Raw genomic sequence first — 15,935 nt, 5'->3', positions numbered from 1 at the left:
GTTGGGAAAAAATGAAAAAAAGTCAAGCTGTTCAATTAATTCAGGAACTTTCAAATGCTAATGGTGTTTCAGGCTTTGAAACAGAAGTCGTTAGAATCCTTCAACACGCAACTGCGGATTTTACTATTCAACGGCTAGATGCCATTAAAAATTTATATCTTGAGAAGAAAAATAATCTAAGTGAAGGTCCAGTTGTGCTTTTTGATGCTCATAGTGACGAAGTGGGTTTTATGATTCAAGCAATTAAAGAAAACGGCTTGTTGCGTTTTCTTCCGTTAGGTGGCTGGGTCCCTAATACGATTTCTGCACAAAAAGTTCGGATTCGTAACCGGGAAGGCACCTATCTGCCAGGCGTAGTTACTAGTCGGCCCCCTCATTTTATGACACCAGAGGAACGTCAGCGGCCATTAACCATTGCTGATTTGACAATCGATATTGGCGCTACCTCAAAAGAAGAAGTAATTGAAACGTACAAAATCGATCTTGGTGCACCGGTCATTCCAGATGTGACGTGTTGTTACAACGAACAGACAGATCTTTTTTTAGGAAAAGCTTTTGATTGTCGCATTGGCTGTGCTTGCTTAGTGGACGTCATGGAGGAGTTGAAAGAAGAGACACTTCCATTCAAGTTAGTTGCGACAGTAACTGCACAAGAAGAAGTTGGCGAAAGAGGAGCACTTATTGCCGCAAAGCAAGTCAATCCTGATTTAGCTATTGTTTTCGAAGGCTGCCCTGCTGATGATACGGCAGAAACGCCAGAGATGATTCAATCAGCAATGGGAAAAGGACCGATGTTACGCTATTTTGATGTTTCTATGATTACGAATCCGGAATTTCAAGAGTATGCACTAGAGATTGCTAAAATACACAAAATTCCTGTTCAAGTTTCTGTTCGAAGTGGTGGTGGAACCAATGGCATGGCGATTACACAAGTTCAAGGAGCCCCGACGATTGTTGTAGGAATTCCTGTCCGTTACGCACACACACCCCATTGCTATGTGGACTTTCAAGATTACCAAGCGGCGAAAGAATTAGTCATTCAATTAATCAAAAATTTAGATGCTGACAAAATTCAAGCACTGGTTCAGCCATTGTCAAAGGAGTGGAACAAATGAAGATTTATGTATCATGCGATATTGAAGGATTAGCAGGTATTGCGACATTTGATATGGAAAAAGAGGATACCGTTTTATTCCGAGAATTATATCACCAACATGTGGCTTGGTTGATTGAAGGGATTCAAAAGAGTGCTAAAAATGAACAAATTACAGAAATTACTATTGCCGATTCGCATAGCCGTGGATTGAATTTAGCTTATGCGCGCTTAGCAGAAATGGATGAACGAATTTCCTTAGTGAGCGGCTTTCCTCGCATGGATTATATGATGAGTGGCTTGGATAGTAGCTATGATGTAGTCTTTTTCTTAGGTTATCATGCTGGTATTGGTAAACAAAAAGGGAATATGGATCATGGGTATAGTGCTAGTGTTGCTTATGATTTAAAAATAAACGAATTAGCGATGAATGAAACGACAATTAATGCAGCTTACGCTAGCGAATTAGGTGTCCCTGTTGGTTTAATTATCGGTGAATCAGGCTTAGAGGAACAACTTTTTCAAGAAAAAATGATGCCCGAAGTCCCCTTTGTTTCCACCAAAGAATCTCTGGGACGTTATGCAATCAAAAATAGACCCATGCAACAAGTTCGGGAAGCTATCGTAGCAACTACAAGTCAGGTGTTAACTTCCTTTGCGTTGTCTGAATTACCCCGATATGCCTTACAAACACCTGCAACTGTAAAATTGCAATGTGTGACGACAGCACAAGCAGATCGCATTGAAATGTTACCAATGATTAAACGCATTGATGGTAGAACCGTTTCATTTGTGGGTGAAACGATGAAAGATGTCATGAATGGAATTGTCGCTGTGGTTGGTTTAGGCGGAACAAGTTATTAAAGAAGAAGCTTACGGAAAAAACGAATGGACGTTTTTTCTGTAAGCTTCTTGCTATAGTTATTTCTATTTTTGTTTCTCTAGAATTTCTTTGCTTAAACGTTGTGCAGTTGGTGTCACCGCAAGACCGCCTTCAGCGGTTTCCTTGAAAATTTGTGGCATTTGGCGACCCACTTGGTACATTGCGTGGATGACTTCATCTGGTGGAATGACACTTCGAATCCCCGCTAAAGCCATGTCAGCTGAGATGAAGGCTTGAGAAGAACCTAATGCGTTTCGCTTCACGCAAGGGACTTCAACAAGTCCCGCAACAGGATCACAAATGAGGCCCATCATATTTTTTATCGTAATGGCCACAGCTTGAGCAGATTGATCAGGCGTACCGCCAGAAGCCGCAACTAAAGCGGCACTGGCCATTGCACTAGCAGAACCGACTTCAGCTTGACAACCACCTTCGGCACCACTGATTGAGGCATTGTTGGCAATCACTAAGCCAAAAGCCCCAGCTGTAAATAGAAACTCCAATTGTTGCTGATGCGTTAACTTTAAGCGATCAATAACTGCCAACAAGACGCCAGAAACTACTCCGGCACTGCCTGCGGTTGGTGTAGCACAAATCAAGCCCATTTTTGCATTAACTTCATTAACAGCAATCGCATTTCGCACGGCTTGTAAAATGGTCTCACCGCTTAAAAAGTTGCCTGAATGTATGTAATCATTTAAGCGGGTTGCATCGCCACCAGTTAGCCCTGTTACTGAGGTAACACCAGCGATTCCTTCAGCGACAGATTGTTTCATAACGGCTAGATTTTTTTCCATTGTTTCAATAATTCGTTCACGAGAATACCCGCCATGAGCCATTTCTGTTGCAATCATTAATTCGCTCACAGAAGGGTACTCTTTCGCTTGAGCTACCAAATCTTCAATTGAATAAAACATCGTATTACTCCTTTACGTTCATTTAGTCAAAATAGTTAACGCTATATATATGAGGGATTTCAGCTAATTGCATGACAATGTCACCGACTTCGGCTTGATCAACTTCAATAATCATAATCGCTTTTTCCCCTTTAGATTCTCGGGTAACGGTCATTGTACTAATATTGATATCGCTAGCTGAAAGGATGTTGGTCACCTTAGCAATCATGCCAGGAACATCTTGATGGACAACAATAAATGTTGGCGTGCCCATACTTAAAGACAATTTGAAGCCATTTAATTCAGAAATTTGAATGTTTCCACCACCAATTGAAATTCCTGTCACAGATAGTTTTCGGTCGCCAGAAGAAACCACAATTTTAACGGAATTAGGATGGTCTGCTTTTTCACTTTTAGGAATAAAACAAACTTCCATTCCTTGTTCATAGGCAATTTCCAAAGAATTGGCTAGTTGCTCATCATCTGGTTCCATGCCTAAAAGGCCGCCAACTAAGGCGATATCTGTTCCGTGACCACGATAAGTTTTGGCAAAAGACTCATATAAATAAATGTCAACGCTATCAGGTTGCTGTCCAAAAATACTGCGAACCACTTTTCCAATTCTTGCCGCTCCAGCTGTATGAGAACTGCTTGGACCAATCATAACGGGTCCGATAATATCAAAAACACTATTAAAGCGTAACTCTTCCATTTCAGCACCTTCTTCATTAGAATATGTTTTCATTGGAAGTCTAACACAAAAAATGGCGGGGAACTAGGCAATCGCTTGTGTTTTAGCGAATAATTTAAATTTTTATCAGAATGAAAGCAAGGGGCCTTCGTTGACAAATCAGTGAAGAGATGCTAAATTCTAGATAATAAAAGACGAAAAGAGGGATTCGTGCGTTGAAAATTTAAGTTAATTTTTTAGAGAAACTGTATAACTTTGCCTGAATATAACGGGTGGAGTGTGCGGATTTTCGGAAATTAGCTTAAAGAATTCAGCCACGGGTCTTTTTGTATACCTTGGATTGATGCCGCTGATTTCCGTAAAGCTGCATCAATTTTGCTTTATGGAGGTATATTTATGTCGAAAATTGAACTAAAACAACTATCTTTTGCCTATGATAATCAAGAAGTATTGCTTTTTGATCAGGCAAATATCACGATGGATACCAATTGGAAATTAGGATTGATTGGCCGCAATGGCCGTGGGAAAACAACCTTATTAAGATTGTTACAAAAGCAGTTGGATTACCAAGGAGAGATTCTTCATCAAGTCGATTTCGTCTATTTTCCACAAACAGTTGCAGAAGAACAACAGCTCACTTATTATGTCTTACAAGAGGTGACTTCTTTTGAACAGTGGAAATTAGAACGAGAATTAACGCTTTTAAACGTTGATCCTGAAGTTCTATGGCGGCCCTTTTCTTCTTTATCAGGCGGCGAAAAGACGAAAGTTTTATTAGGTCTTCTTTTTATTGAAGAAAATGCCTTTCCTTTAATTGACGAGCCAACAAATCATTTAGATCTAGCTGGCAGACAACAAGTGGCTGAATATTTGAAGAAAAAGAAACACGGATTTATTTTAGTCAGCCACGATCGGGCATTTGTTGATGAAGTAGTTGATCATATTTTGGCGATTGAAAAAAGTCAATTGACACTGTATCAAGGGAATTTTTCTATTTATGAAGAGCAAAAAAAATTAAGAGATGCTTTTGAACTGGCAGAAAATGAAAAAATCAAAAAAGAAGTCAATCGCTTGAAAGAAACCGCTCGTAAAAAAGCGGAATGGTCGATGAACCGTGAAGGTGATAAGTACGGCAATGCTAAGGAAAAAGGAAGCGGGGCGATTTTTGATACAGGAGCCATTGGTGCCCGGGCTGCGCGCGTAATGAAGCGTTCGAAACACATTCAACAACGCGCCGAAACACAATTAGCAGAAAAAGAAAAACTATTAAAAGATCTTGAGTATATTGATCCTTTGTCAATGGATTATCAGCCAACGCATCACAAAACATTATTGACGGTGGAAGAGCTTCGTCTGGGCTACGAGAAAAATTGGCTATTTACGCCAATTTCTTTTTCAATAAACGCGGGAGAAATTGTCGGAATAACAGGAAAAAATGGCTCAGGAAAATCGAGCTTGATTCAGTATTTGTTGGGGGATTTTTCTGGAGATTCAGAAGGCGAAGCCACTTTGGCTCACCAATTAACCATTTCTTATGTGCGCCAAGATTATGAAGACAATCAAGGAACTTTATCCGAATTTGCAGAGAAAAATCAGTTAGATTACACCCAATTTTTAAATAACTTACGAAAACTTGGGATGGAGCGCGCTGTTTTCACTAATCGAATTGAACAAATGAGTATGGGGCAACGGAAAAAAGTCGAAGTAGCCAAATCATTGTCTCAATCAGCTGAACTTTATATTTGGGATGAACCCCTTAATTACTTGGATGTGTTTAATCATCAACAATTAGAAGCGCTAATCTTATCTGTGAAGCCTGCAATGCTAGTGATTGAGCATGATGCACATTTCATGAAGAAAATAACAGATAAAAAAATTGCCTTGAAATCATAAAAACATCTTGAAAAAGTAAAGGGAATCCTGTATAGTAATAGGGTATGTTTTAAATGTACGTTGAGTGGGAGGGGAAATCTCAACCCCATTAACCACGCACGAGAACTTAAGGAGGTATTTTCGTGGCTAAAAAAGTAGAAAAAATCGTTAAATTACAAATTCCTGCGGGGAAAGCAACACCAGCTCCACCAGTAGGTCCAGCGTTAGGTCAAGCAGGTATCAACATCATGGGATTCACTAAAGAATTCAATGCTCGTACAGCTGACCAAGCAGGCTTGATTATTCCAGTAGTAATCTCTGTATATGAAGATCGTTCATTTACATTCATTACTAAAACACCACCTGCTGCAGTCTTATTGAAAAAAGCTGCAAAAATCGAAAAAGGTTCAGGTGAACCAAACAAAACTAAAGTTGCAACAGTTTCAAGCGATCAAGTGAAAGAAATCGCTGAACTTAAAATGGCAGACCTAAACGCCGCTGACGTTGAAGCAGCAATGCGCATGGTTGCAGGAACTGCACGAAGCATGGGTATCATCGTAGAATAATTTTTATTCCACACTTACTCAAAGAAGTAGCTTCTCAGTTCGTTTCATATTTAAAGATATGAAAGACGTGGGAGGTACAACCGTTATAACCACAATCAAGGAGGAAACAAAATGGCTAAAAAGAGCAAAAAAATGCAAGAAGCATTGAAAAAAGTTGATGCTACAAAAGCTTACTCAGTTGAAGAAGCAGTAGCTTTAGCAAAAGACACAAACATCGCGAAATTTGACGCAACAGTTGAAGTTGCTTACAAATTGAACGTTGACCCTAAAAAAGCAGACCAACAAATCCGTGGAGCAGTTGTGCTTCCAAACGGAACTGGTAAAACACAAACTGTTTTAGTATTCGCTAAAGGCGAAAAAGCTAAAGAAGCTGAAGCTGCTGGTGCAGATTTCGTAGGCGACGACGACATGGTTGCAAAAATCCAAGGTGGATGGTTCGACTTTGACGTAGTTGTTGCGACTCCTGACATGATGGCTACAGTTGGTAAATTAGGCCGTGTCTTAGGACCAAAAGGTTTAATGCCAAACCCTAAAACTGGTACTGTAACAATGGACGTTACAAAAGCTGTTGAAGAAGTTAAAGCTGGTAAAGTAACTTACCGCGTTGACAAAGCTGGTAACATCCACGTACCAATCGGTAAAGTTTCATTTGATAACGAAAAATTGGTTGAAAACTTCAACACAATTAACGACGTATTATTGAAAGCTAAACCATCAACTGCTAAAGGTCAATACATCAAAAACATTTCAGTAACAACAACATTTGGACCTGGAATCCACGTTGACCAAGCTTCTTTCTAATTTGAAAGAAAATAATTAAAAAATTCTTGACTCACTCACTTACCCTATGGTAAAGTGAGTGAGGTTAATAATTAACTGTACCGAAGACAGTAGGTGACGCAAGTCTTAATTTCCTACCGAGGACAATTGTTGAGTTATATACAATTCGGTCCCTCTATGTCTACGGTGGCATGGAGTTTTGTTGTTTTACACGACTTTTTGATAAAAAGCCGATGTAAAACAATACTTGGCGAACGAAGTGAGCGAAGTTTCATTTGATTCTTCTACTTTACATATCGTAAACCAGTACAACTCCACCATCAAAATCAGGAGGTGAAATAAATGAGTGAAGCAGCAATCGCTAAAAAAGAAAGCCTAGTTCAAGAAGCCGCTGAGAAATTTGAATCAGCAGCATCAGTTGTAATCGTGGACTACCGTGGATTAACAGTAGAAGAAGTCACTAACTTACGTAAACAATTACGTGAAGCAGGCGTAGAAATGAAAGTCATCAAAAACTCAATCCTTTCTCGTGCAGCTAAAAAAGTTGGTTTAGACGGCTTAGACGAAGTCTTTACAGGCCCAACTGCTGTCGCATTCAGCAACGACGATGTAGTAGCACCAGCTAAAATCATCGACGAATTTGCTAAAGATGCAAAAGCATTAGAAATCAAAGGTGGCGTCATCGAAGGAAAAGTTTCTTCAGTGGAACAAATTACTGCGTTGGCAAAACTACCAAACCGCGAAGGTTTACTATCTATGCTATTATCTGTATTACAAGCGCCAGTCCGCAACGTGGCTTACGCTGTCAAAGCAGTGGCAGAGAAAAACGAAGAAGTTGCTTAATTGCAGTCTAATTCAAACAAATAAAAAACAAACAATTTTAATTTAAATGGAGGAAATTCAAAATGGCATTAAACATTGAAAACATCGTTGCTGAGTTAGAAACAGCAACTATCTTAGAACTAAGCGAATTAGTTAAAGCTATCGAAGAAAAATTTGACGTATCAGCAGCAGCTCCTGTAGCAGTAGCTGGACCAGCAGCAGGTGGAGCAGCAGAAGAACAAACTGAATTCACTGTTGAATTAACAGCAGCTGGCGATCAAAAAGTTAAAGTTATCAAAGCAGTTCGTGAAGCAACTGGCTTAGGCTTGAAAGAAGCTAAAGCTGTAGTTGATGGCGCTCCTGCACCAGTTAAAGAAGGCGTTTCTAAAGAAGAAGCAGAAGCTTTAAAAGCTGCTTTAGAAGAAGTTGGCGCTTCAGTAACAGTAAAATAATTCATTCATTGAATAATTTTAAAACCTCTTGCTTAGCAAGAGGTTTTTTACGTTAAAAACTGTTGACGATATTGTCGAGGTGTCATCTCTTTTTTCTGGAAGAAAAATTTTGAAAAATAAGAAGGTGAAGAAAAACCTGCTTCAAAACTGATTTCCGTGATGGTTAAGGAACTTTTTCTTAACAGAGAACAGGCTTTTTGCAATTTTAAGTTTTGTACATAAATACTAGGATTTGTTTGTTCATAACGCTGAAATAGCTTAAATAAATAGCTACGATCAATGTTATACTCAGAAGCTAATTGACTAATTGAAAGATTGTTTGAAAAATTTTCGTGAATAGCCATTTTAATTTGGTTAAATAATTGTTGGCTTTGATTTTCGTGCTGTGTAACGGAATGATGCTCTAGATAATTCAACAATTGAAAGCTTTCACTTAAACTGCCAAAATGATTATGTTTCTTCGCTTCTTGGTAAATATTTTTAAATAAACTTTCTAATTTCTTATCAACAGTTCCTTTTAAAATACAATTTTCGGTAGTCAGGCCTATTTTTTCTAAATACTGAGACGAAAGATCTCCAACAAAACCGACCCAATGATAGGTCCAAGGATTTTGCCGATTAGGATAATAAATATTGCGACAATTGGCTGGAATCATAAACAAATCGCCAGCGGTAATGTGTTGTTTTTCCATAAAGGGTGTTGAAAAATAGCCTTCACCATCGCTACAATAATGCAAAACCCAATAATTAATGGGGGCAAACTCAGTTGGTTTTGTCGGGCGGCATTTTTCATAGCCAGCTTCATAAAGATGAAATTCTTGGCTAATAGGTTGATCATTAATCAGGATGCTGACATTATTTGTAAAAACATTTTGCATGCTATCACCTCTTTATAAGAGTATGTAAAGGCTTTCTAAAAGTCAACATCTTTACAAGAAATAGGCAACATTTTTTATTTTTAAAAAACTGTAAGCGTTTTACAATGTGTGAGTACTAATTAATTTGATAAAGAGAGGATGTAGTAAAATGGCAACACATTCACGGGAACGATTAGGTTCTGTCGCATTGATGCTCATGACTTTTTCAGCGGTTTTTGCCTTTCCCAGCATTGTTAACAACAGTATTCAGATTGGCCTAGCAACTATTCCAGGCTATTTATTCGGCTCTATTTTTTACTTTTTACCATTTATTCTAATGATTGCAGAATTTGCTTCTGCTAATTCTGAAAATGAATCAGGTGTTCACAGTTGGTTGGAATCTGTGTTAGGACCTAAATGGGCATTTTTAGGCGCTTGGTCATATTTCTTTGTCAACTTGTTTTTCTTCTGTTCATTACTACCGAATACATTGATTTATGGTTCATACGCTTTTTTAGGTCAAAACGTTTTTCAAGGAAACCATAGTACTAAAATAATTGCAGTGATTTCTATTCTGTTATTTTGGTTAATGACATGGGTTTGTATTAAAGGGGTTTCGTGGATTTCGAAAGTGACTAGCTTAGCGGGTGGTGCTCGTTTATTTATGGGCGTGGCTTTTGTGGTTTTAGCCTTTGTCGTCGTGTTTGGTTTTGGCAATGAGCCAGCACAAGAATTTACCACGACGTCAATTATGCCAACTTTTAATTGGACTTTTTTCATGACGATGGCGTGGATTTTACAAGCTGTTGGCGGTGGTGAAAGTATCGGCGTATACATTAAGGATGTTAAAGGCGGCAATAAAACGTTTGTCCGCACGATGATTGGTGCAACGATTGCGGTCGGTATCATGTATATTCTTGGTGCCGTTGCTGTAGGTTTGGTAGTGCCAACGGACGTCTTAAAAGGAAATTTTTCAAATGGTATTTTTGATATCTTTAAAATTTTAGGTACGTATTTCCATATTCCCGCAGCAATGATGGTGCGCTTAGTAGGAATTATCTTATTTGTCGGAAGTCTTGGTTCTTTGGCTCTGTGGACGGCAGCACCAGTTAAAGTATTTTTCTCAGAAATTCCTGATGGGGTCTTCGGTAAGTGGCTAGTGAAAACGAACGAAGAGGGAAATCCAACCAATGCTTTGTTAGTTCAAGGAATTATTGTGACGATTTTAGTTGCCATTCCAGCATTAGGAATTGGAAATATGGATAGCTTTTTAGAAACGTTAATTAATATGACAGCTTCTACGTCACTAGTGCCTGTCTTATTCTTGTTAATCGCCTATATTGGGCTTCGTTGGAAAAAAGAAACAATGCCGAGAAGTTTCCGCTTTGGTAATCGAACCTTTGGCTTAATTGCGGGGATTTTCTTATTAGCCATTTTTATCTTTGTATTCTTTATGTCAACTGTGCCGGATCCAAAATTAATCATGGAAGAAATCAATGGCACGTTACCGAAAGGAACCGCTAGTCCACTGGGCATGTTGGCGTATAACATTATTGGTTTAATTGTTTTTATGGGCTTTGCTTGGATTTGCTGGAAACGGTATGAAACAAAAGAAAAAAATGAAGTTGGTAAAGGAGAAATGGATTATGAAGACTTGGGAAAATTATAAAGTAGATAGTATCAATCGGTTGCCTGGACGAGCACATTTTTCGAGCTTTCCTTCGAAAGAAACAGCCTTACTAAATGAAAATAAATATACACAAGCATACAAAAATTTAAACGGACGCTGGCATTTTCTTTTTTTAGAAGCGCCAGAATACAGCCCAGAAAACTTTTTTGCGACGGACTTTGATACAAGCCAAATGGATCAAATCACTGTTCCTGGAAATTGGCAAGTCCAAGGATATGGCAAAATGCATTACTCTGATTTATGGTACAATTTTCCCATTAATCCGCCGTATGTACCAACGGAAAACCCAACAGGTATTTACAAACGGACATTTGCTATAGATGAAACATTTCACGATAAAAAAATCATTTTACGCTTTTGTGGCGTAGATTCAGCTTATCATGTTTGGGTGAACGGCCATGAAGTTGGCTACAGTAAAGGTGCACGAAATGAAGCAGAATTTGACATTACGCCTTACGCTAAAATTGGTGAAACAAATGATTTAACGGTGCGAGTCTATCAATGGTCAGATGGTACGTATTTAGAGGATCAAGATATGTGGTGGTTAAGTGGTATTTTTCGTGATGTTGAATTACTCGGTGTACCAGAAAATGGGCTGGAAGATTTCTTTGTTATTTCCGATTTAGATGATTCGTATCAAAATGGCCACTTGGCAATTACCGGTAAATTTTGGCAAGACAAAGGACAACAAGTTCAATTGGAGTTGATGGATCAGCAGGGAAAAACGGTTCTTAAAGAGACTGTCGCAGGAAATCAAGGTACGGTTGAATTTTCAGTAAGTTTACCGTCTGTCACTGCTTGGTCAGCGGAAAAACCATACTTGTATCAGCTATTTATCACTGTTTTTTCTGAAGGGGAAGTCGTCGAAGTTATTCCGCAAAAAGTTGGTTTCAGAAATATTCATGTATCTGGTGAGACTTTCTTAGTCAATGGTGTGGCCATTAAACTAAAAGGAATGAATCGTCATGATTATAATCCGAAAAATGGTCGAGTGGTTAGTCGTGAAGAAATTGAAAAAGATATTCGTTTAATGAAACAATTTAATATTAATGCCATTCGAACCAGTCATTATCCAGCATCTGCTTATTTCTATGATTTATGCGATGAATATGGAATGTATGTGATTGATGAAACTGATTTGGAATGTCACGGCTTTGAATTAACTGGAGAATATGATTGGATTAGCAACGATCCAGAATGGGAAACGGCTTATGTTTCTCGGATGGTACGGATGATTCAACGGGATAAAAATCATCCATCAATTCTCTTTTGGTCGTTAGGAAATGAATCTGCGTTTGGTCATAACTTTATTGAAATGGCCCGTATTGCCAAAGAAATGGATCCGACACGCTTGGTCCATTATGAAGGTGATTTTGAAGCAGAGGTCACGGATGTCTATTCTACAATGTATACGTGGTTGGAACACCCAACTAGAGAATTACTGATGAATACGATTATTGAAAATTCAAAAAAACCGCATATTTTATGTGAATATTGTCATGCGATGGGGAATGGCCCTGGGAATTTAAAAGAATACCAAGAGCTATTTTATGCTCATGATAAATTACAAGGTGGCTTTATTTGGGAATGGTTTGACCATGGCATTGAATCGGTAACAGATAACGGTGAAGTTTATTATCGTTATGGCGGCGATTTCGGCGATGATCCAAGTAACAAAGATTTTTGTATTGATGGGATGTTGATGCCTGACCGTACGCCATCTCCTAGCTTGTATGAATACAAAAAAGTCATTGAACCCATTACAACTAGCGCTATTGACGTTCTGTCAGGTGAATTCTCATTATTGAGTCGGTTTGACTTTGAAAACTTGGCTATCTTTAAGCTGGTTTATACAATTACTGAAGATCAAACAGTGATTCAATCAGGGACAGTAGCAGTGCCAGCAATTGCTGCTAGAGCAGAAGGAAGACTGCACTTACCTTATCATTTAGATTTTCCTAAAAAGGCAGGAGCCGCCTATTATTTAACTCTTTCATATCAATTGAAAGAAACGACCGCCTATGCATCTGCTGGTCATGAATTAGCTACCGCACAGTTTGAATTGCCAATTGCAACACCAGGGATTGAGATCACACCAGTTGGCTCGCTGATGGCAAAGGAAATTGGCCCTCATTTATACATTGAAGGACCAAACTTTTCAATTAATTTTGATAAAGTGAAGGGTGCCTTAACGAATGTGACACGAGATGGTAAAAAATTATTGCATAAAGGGCCGAAATTTACATTTTGGCGGGCACCAATCAGTAATGATATGGAAATTATTGATGAAATGAAGAAGAAATATTTCTTACATTTAGAGCATGAAATTGTCCGTTCTTTTGAATGGAAAAAAGTTGATGATTTTATCCAAGTCATCGTAAAAACAATTAACGGAACGACTAACAGTGCTTGGCATTATCAATGTACCTATCAGTATTTAATTGCACCAAATGGCGAAATTTTCTTCGACTTAAAAGGTAGTCCTGCTGGTAAAATTGAAAATGCGCCAGATATGTTACCACGTTTGGGTGTGACTCTCCATTTAGACAAGTCTCTATCAGAAGTAAAATATTTCGGTAAAGGGCCGAGAGAAAACTATGTAGATTCACAAGAAGCTGGTTTACTTGGCGTTTATGATGCTACAGTGGCGGAAATGTTCACTAATTATGTTGTTCCACAAGCCAATGGTAATCACATGGCGACTAAATGGTCCGCATTCACGGATGATCGCGGCCAAGGAGTAGTAGCAACAGCGGCTGATTCATATAATTTTAGTGTTTCTTATTTTGAAGAACAAGCGCTAGATGTTGCTAAGCATACCAATGAATTACAAGAAAGTGATTATGTTGTTTTAAATATCGATTACAAACAAAACGCCCTAGGTAGCTACTCTTGTGGCCAGTGGCAATTAGAAAAATACCGGACTACGTTTGAAGAATTCCAATTGGCATTCCGCTTAACACCTTTTAATAATAAAGAGATTCAAGCAACGGATGTCGCACATGAACGAGTAAAACGCCCAACGATTTCTTAAATAAAAGCTCAGAACAGTGCACTTCTGTCTCCTGTTCTGAGCTTTTTTAATGAAATTATCAGAAATTATTGCTTTTTTTTCATGGAAACGAGCAAACTATTTTGTTATCTAATAAAAGTAGTCCATAATAGTAACATAGCGAATTATTCGCTAGATAAAGCATTTAGGAGGAATTATTTTATGCATACTTTATGGGTTTTAATCGTTGGTGCTGTTATCGGTGCTATCGCTGGCGCGCTTACAAGCAAAGGTCAATCAATGGGTTGGATTGCGAATATCGTTGCCGGTTTAGTTGGTTCATTTATCGGAGAAAAAATCTTAGGTAGCTGGGGTCCTCACGTAGCAGGTATGGCAATTGTGCCATCAATTATTGGGGCAGTAATTTTAGTTGCTGTGGTTTCATTCTTCTTCGGACGAAAAAATAGCTAATTAAGTAAATAATTGTTTAATTAGTTAAAGGAGGTCGGGACAGAACCGTTTAGCTCCGAGAACCAAGTAGGTACTGTTTAACATCTATTTGCTTTGCAAATAGTGTTTCTCAGCAATAAGAAGAAATTTCCGAAAATTATCATAAAACACAACGAGGAACGAGTTGATGTTGCATGATACCTACCCGGTGCTTTTTAATTTTTGGAGACCAAGTAGGTATTGTTCATCATCGAATCACTACGTTCTTCGTGATTCTCAACAATTTCGGCTTATTTCCGAAGGACCTTCAACTCTTAGAGCTTTAGCTCTTAGAAGTTGTTGAGATCGGAGCAACGCGTAGTGTTGGTTCTGTTCCCGCCGTTTATCAGTTTTTGAGCGTGGAGCAAAAATCCAAAGTGATTTTTGTCCCACGCTCCTTTTTTTATTTTCTCGTTAATTTGACGACAACTTCACAACGAGCGGTTTGTGGAAACATATCAACAGATTGTAAATAGTTTACTTGATATACTTTGGCTAATTGAACTAAATCACGTGCTAACGTGGATACATTACAAGAAATATACACCATTTTCTTAGGTGGTTGTTTCAAAAGGGCCGTTAATAATTTACGATCCAAACCAGTCCGTGGGGGATCAACTACAATGGCATCAGGTTTAAAGCCTTCTTTGAACCATTTAGGTAATAAGTCTTCAGCTGTTCCAACAGCATAATGTGTGTTCGTAACACCAAGTCGTTTTGCATTGAATCTAGCATCGTCAATTGCGGCGGGAATGGTATCCATACCACGAACTTGATGCGCTTGTTTCGCTAAACTTAAGCCAATGGTCCCGACGCCACAATAAGCATCAACAACAGTTTCATTTGGTTGTAAATCTAAGGCCTTGATTCCTTCATTATATAAAATTTCCGTTTGTTCTGGATTCAATTGGAAAAATGCTCGCGGCGATAAATCAAAGACAACGTCGTTAATGTGTTCTTCAATGCTTTCTTTGCCCCATAAGTGAAGGGTATCATCACCCATTACTAGAGAGGTTTTTTTATTTTGAACATTTTGCATAATAGAAACAACTTCTGGTAATTGTTCATTAATTGCGCGAACCATTTTTTCTTTTTGTGGAAATTTCTGCGATTGTGTAATGAACACTACTTGGACTTCGCCAGTTTGGATGCCCACTCGAACCATTAATGTTCGAAAGATACCACTATTTTTACGTTCATCATAAATTGGTAATTGAAAGTCATTCAATAAATCAACTAATGTATTCATCACCTTGGTTGTCGCAGGCTGTTGGACCAAACAGTTATCAATCGGTACTAATTGATGTGAATCAGCTTGATAGAGACCAGCTTCTACTTGGCCATCGATTTGGCGTAATTGGAATTGGGCTTTATTTCGATAATTCCAAGGATTCTCCATCCCAATTGTTTTTCGTAGTTCATAGTTTTGATAATTGACTGGTTTAAATTTGTTAAGCGCCTGCTTTAATAAATCTTTTTTAAAGTCTAATTGTGCTTTGTAGGCTAAATGTTGTAGTTGGCAGCCGCCACATGTTTCATAGACAGGACAAGGAGGGACCACGCGATCTTTAGCAGCTTTTTTGACAGATTGAAGGGTTCCTTCAGCAAATTTGGGTGTAACATTTGTGATCGTGGCAGTCACTTCTTCTTTGGGTAGCGCCCCAGGAACGAAAATAATTAATTTTTTATAATAGCCGATACCTTCGCCATTAATTCCTAATCGTTTAATTTTTAAAGAAATTTGTTGGCCTTTTTTTACTAGTTGTTGGGTCATATTCTTTCATCCTTTAGTCATCTCACATTTTTCACTTCCTCCCATTTTAGCACATTTTTATTTATTTGGCTTCCAAGG

Annotated in this window: 14 protein-coding genes and 1 other annotated feature; of the genes, 10 read left to right on the top strand and 4 right to left on the bottom strand. The window is 38.4% G+C overall.

Annotation, left to right across the window (positions count from 1 at the left end; all coding sequences use genetic code 11):
* Positions 1-11 precede the first annotated feature (11 nt).
* Entirely contained in the window at positions 12-1,115 is a 1,104-nt protein-coding gene (locus IGM13_RS11085; protein WP_002356417.1) for a M42 family metallopeptidase, read from the top strand.
* Positions 1,112-1,957, top strand: a complete 846-nt coding sequence (locus IGM13_RS11080; RefSeq protein WP_002419265.1) for a M55 family metallopeptidase — start codon at positions 1,112-1,114, stop codon at positions 1,955-1,957. The genes IGM13_RS11085 and IGM13_RS11080 overlap by 4 nt, the downstream gene beginning before the upstream one ends.
* 63 nt (positions 1,958-2,020) lie before the next feature.
* Here the strand turns inward: IGM13_RS11080 and sdaAA are convergent, their stop codons facing one another.
* The gene (gene sdaAA, locus IGM13_RS11075; RefSeq protein WP_002419264.1) at positions 2,021-2,893 is read right to left on the bottom strand and encodes an L-serine ammonia-lyase, iron-sulfur-dependent, subunit alpha; all 873 of its coding nucleotides are present in this window, start codon (positions 2,891-2,893) and stop codon (positions 2,021-2,023) included.
* A 22-nt stretch (positions 2,894-2,915) separates the two neighbouring features.
* The gene (gene sdaAB / locus IGM13_RS11070; RefSeq protein ID WP_002414070.1) at positions 2,916-3,584 is read right to left on the bottom strand and encodes an L-serine ammonia-lyase, iron-sulfur-dependent subunit beta; all 669 of its coding nucleotides are present in this window, start codon (positions 3,582-3,584) and stop codon (positions 2,916-2,918) included.
* Positions 3,585-3,959: 375 nt separating this feature from the next.
* Between sdaAB and lsa(A) the strand changes: the two genes are divergently transcribed.
* The 5 genes from lsa(A) to rplL all read left to right on the top strand — a co-directional run bounded on the left by lsa(A) (position 3,960) and on the right by rplL (position 8,055).
* Positions 3,960-5,456 (top strand): ABC-F type ribosomal protection protein Lsa(A), encoded by a 1,497-nt coding sequence (gene lsa(A), locus IGM13_RS11065; protein WP_002419263.1) that lies wholly within the window; start codon positions 3,960-3,962, stop codon positions 5,454-5,456.
* Positions 5,457-5,578: 122 nt separating this feature from the next.
* Positions 5,579-6,001, top strand: coding sequence for a 50S ribosomal protein L11 (gene rplK / locus IGM13_RS11060; protein ID WP_002356424.1), 423 nt, complete (start codon positions 5,579-5,581; stop codon positions 5,999-6,001).
* A 111-nt stretch (positions 6,002-6,112) separates the two neighbouring features.
* On the top strand, positions 6,113-6,802 hold the full coding sequence (gene rplA / locus IGM13_RS11055) for a 50S ribosomal protein L1 (RefSeq protein WP_002356425.1): 690 nt from the start codon (positions 6,113-6,115) through the stop codon (positions 6,800-6,802).
* Positions 6,803-6,864: 62 nt separating this feature from the next.
* Positions 6,865-6,994 (top strand) — a sequence feature (ribosomal protein L10 leader region).
* A 129-nt stretch (positions 6,995-7,123) separates the two neighbouring features.
* A complete protein-coding gene (gene rplJ / locus IGM13_RS11050; protein WP_002382518.1) occupies positions 7,124-7,624 on the top strand; it encodes a 50S ribosomal protein L10 in 501 nt (166 codons plus the stop codon).
* Between the two features lie 62 nt (positions 7,625-7,686).
* On the top strand, positions 7,687-8,055 hold the full coding sequence (rplL, locus tag IGM13_RS11045) for a 50S ribosomal protein L7/L12 (protein WP_002382519.1): 369 nt from the start codon (positions 7,687-7,689) through the stop codon (positions 8,053-8,055).
* Positions 8,056-8,102: 47 nt separating this feature from the next.
* Here rplL and IGM13_RS11040 read toward each other — a convergent pair whose 3' ends face one another.
* Positions 8,103-8,933, bottom strand: coding sequence for an AraC family transcriptional regulator (locus tag IGM13_RS11040; RefSeq protein WP_002356429.1), 831 nt, complete (start codon positions 8,931-8,933; stop codon positions 8,103-8,105).
* Between the two features lie 148 nt (positions 8,934-9,081).
* Between IGM13_RS11040 and IGM13_RS11035 the strand changes: the two genes are divergently transcribed.
* The 3 genes from IGM13_RS11035 to IGM13_RS11025 all read left to right on the top strand — a co-directional run bounded on the left by IGM13_RS11035 (position 9,082) and on the right by IGM13_RS11025 (position 14,065).
* On the top strand, positions 9,082-10,581 hold the full coding sequence (locus tag IGM13_RS11035; RefSeq protein ID WP_002359464.1) for an amino acid permease: 1,500 nt from the start codon (positions 9,082-9,084) through the stop codon (positions 10,579-10,581).
* Entirely contained in the window at positions 10,514-13,636 is a 3,123-nt protein-coding gene (gene ebgA / locus IGM13_RS11030) for a beta-galactosidase subunit alpha (protein ID WP_002419262.1), read from the top strand. Before IGM13_RS11035 ends, ebgA begins: the two co-directional genes overlap by 68 nt.
* 180 nt (positions 13,637-13,816) lie before the next feature.
* Positions 13,817-14,065, top strand: coding sequence for a GlsB/YeaQ/YmgE family stress response membrane protein (locus tag IGM13_RS11025; protein WP_002356434.1), 249 nt, complete (start codon positions 13,817-13,819; stop codon positions 14,063-14,065).
* Positions 14,066-14,486: 421 nt separating this feature from the next.
* Here the strand turns inward: IGM13_RS11025 and rlmD are convergent, their stop codons facing one another.
* The gene (rlmD, locus tag IGM13_RS11020) at positions 14,487-15,857 is read right to left on the bottom strand and encodes a 23S rRNA (uracil(1939)-C(5))-methyltransferase RlmD (protein WP_002382523.1); all 1,371 of its coding nucleotides are present in this window, start codon (positions 15,855-15,857) and stop codon (positions 14,487-14,489) included.
* Between the last annotated feature and the right edge of the window lie 78 nt (positions 15,858-15,935).

It is taken from the genome of Enterococcus sp. DIV0561, from assembly GCF_050539875.1.
Taxonomy (GTDB): domain Bacteria; phylum Bacillota; class Bacilli; order Lactobacillales; family Enterococcaceae; genus Enterococcus; species Enterococcus faecalis.
This window is presented reverse-complemented; position numbering and strand designations above follow the sequence as displayed.

Bases quoted from the DNA above. Each gene is read 5' to 3' on its own strand.
- IGM13_RS11085 (WP_002356417.1), top strand. From the start codon at position 12: ATGAAAAAAAGTCAAGCTGTTCAATTAATTCAGGAACTTTCAAATGCT.
- IGM13_RS11080 (WP_002419265.1), top strand. From the start codon at position 1,112: ATGAAGATTTATGTATCATGCGATATTGAAGGATTAGCAGGTATTGCG.
- sdaAA (WP_002419264.1), bottom strand. From the start codon at position 2,893: ATGTTTTATTCAATTGAAGATTTGGTAGCTCAAGCGAAAGAGTACCCT.
- sdaAB (WP_002414070.1), bottom strand. From the start codon at position 3,584: ATGGAAGAGTTACGCTTTAATAGTGTTTTTGATATTATCGGACCCGTT.
- rplA (WP_002356425.1), top strand. From the start codon at position 6,113: ATGGCTAAAAAGAGCAAAAAAATGCAAGAAGCATTGAAAAAAGTTGAT.
- rplJ (WP_002382518.1), top strand. From the start codon at position 7,124: ATGAGTGAAGCAGCAATCGCTAAAAAAGAAAGCCTAGTTCAAGAAGCC.
- rplL (WP_002382519.1), top strand. From the start codon at position 7,687: ATGGCATTAAACATTGAAAACATCGTTGCTGAGTTAGAAACAGCAACT.
- IGM13_RS11040 (WP_002356429.1), bottom strand. From the start codon at position 8,933: ATGCAAAATGTTTTTACAAATAATGTCAGCATCCTGATTAATGATCAA.
- IGM13_RS11035 (WP_002359464.1), top strand. From the start codon at position 9,082: ATGGCAACACATTCACGGGAACGATTAGGTTCTGTCGCATTGATGCTC.
- ebgA (WP_002419262.1), top strand. From the start codon at position 10,514: ATGAAACAAAAGAAAAAAATGAAGTTGGTAAAGGAGAAATGGATTATG.
- IGM13_RS11025 (WP_002356434.1), top strand. From the start codon at position 13,817: ATGCATACTTTATGGGTTTTAATCGTTGGTGCTGTTATCGGTGCTATC.
- rlmD (WP_002382523.1), bottom strand. From the start codon at position 15,857: ATGACCCAACAACTAGTAAAAAAAGGCCAACAAATTTCTTTAAAAATT.